The 1,718-nt window shown below is 58.0% G+C and carries 1 rRNA gene (only partly in view); it reads right to left on the reverse strand.

The window, feature by feature from the left end:
- A 23S ribosomal RNA gene (locus tag ACF1DX_RS38975) occupies positions 1–1,572 on the reverse strand (it extends 1,627 nt beyond the left edge of the window).
- Positions 1,573–1,718 lie beyond the last annotated feature (146 nt).

A 1,718-nucleotide genomic window follows, 5' to 3' on the forward strand; every position in this document is an offset into this window, starting at 1 on the left:
GCTTCACGGCCTTAGCATCACGATGCTCGATGTTTGACGCTTCACAGCGGGTACCGGAATATCAACCGGTTATCCATCGACTACGCCTGTCGGCCTCGCCTTAGGTCCCGACTTACCCTGGGCAGATCAGCTTGACCCAGGAACCCTTAGTCAATCGGCGCACACGTTTCTCACGTGTGAATCGCTACTCATGCCTGCATTCTCACTCGTGAACCGTCCACAACTGCCTTCCGGCGCTGCTTCACCCGGCACACGACGCTCCCCTACCCATCCCAGCCTCCGTTGGGAGTACATGCTGGAATGACACGACTTCGGCGGTACGCTTGAGCCCCGCTACATTGTCGGCGCGGAATCACTAGACCAGTGAGCTATTACGCACTCTTTCAAGGGTGGCTGCTTCTAAGCCAACCTCCTGGTTGTCTGTGCGACTCCACATCCTTTCCCACTTAGCGTACGCTTAGGGGCCTTAGTCGATGCTCTGGGCTGTTTCCCTCTCGACCATGGAGCTTATCCCCCACAGTCTCACTGCCGCGCTCTCACTTACCGGCATTCGGAGTTTGGCTAAGGTCAGTAACCCGGTAGGGCCCATCGCCTATCCAGTGCTCTACCTCCGGCAAGAAACACACGACGCTGCACCTAAATGCATTTCGGGGAGAACCAGCTATCACGGAGTTTGATTGGCCTTTCACCCCTAACCACAGGTCATCCCCCAGGTTTTCAACCCTGGTGGGTTCGGTCCTCCACGAAGTCTTACCTCCGCTTCAACCTGCCCATGGCTAGATCACTCCGCTTCGGGTCTTGAGCGTGCTACTAAAAACGCCCTGTTCGGACTCGCTTTCGCTACGGCTTCCCCACCCGGGTTAACCTCGCAACACACCGCAAACTCGCAGGCTCATTCTTCAAAAGGCACGCAGTCACGAGACGAAGAGCAAGCTCTCCGTCCGACGCTCCCACGGCTTGTAGGCACACGGTTTCAGGTACTATTTCACTCCGCTCCCGCGGTACTTTTCACCATTCCCTCACGGTACTATCCGCTATCGGTCACCAGGGAATATTTAGGCTTAGCGGGTGGTCCCGCCAGATTCACACGGGATTTCTCGGGCCCCGTGCTACTTGGGTGTCTCACAAACGAGCCGCTGACGTTTCGACTACGGGGGTCTTACCCTCTACGCCGGACCTTTCGCATGTCCTTCGCCTACATCAACGGTTTCTGACTCGTCCTGTCGCCGGCAGACGACAGAAGTGAGATCCCACAACCCCGCATGCGCAACCCCTGCCGGGTCTCACACGCATACGGTTTGGCCTCATCCGGTTTCGCTCGCCACTACTCCCGGAATCACGGTTGTTTTCTCTTCCTGCGGGTACTGAGATGTTTCACTTCCCCGCGTTCCCTCCACTTGCCCTATGTGTTCAGGCAAGGGTGACAGCCCATGACGACTGCCGGGTTTCCCCATTCGGACACCCCCGGATCAAAGCCTGGTTGACGACTCCCCGGGGCCTATCGTGGCCTCCCACGTCCTTCATCGGTTCCTGGTGCCAAGGCATCCACCGTGCGCCCTTAAAAACTTGGCCACAGATGCTCGCGTCCACTGTGCAGTTCTCAAACAACGACCAACCACCCATCACCCCGGAAGAAACTCCCGAGTGCACTGGGGCCGGCACTGAAGGCAGCCATACGGCCGTGCCCTCAGACACCCAACAGCGTGCCCGACACCCTC

Source organism: Streptomyces sp. NPDC014676, assembly GCF_043084105.1.
GTDB lineage: Bacteria > Actinomycetota > Actinomycetes > Streptomycetales > Streptomycetaceae > Streptomyces.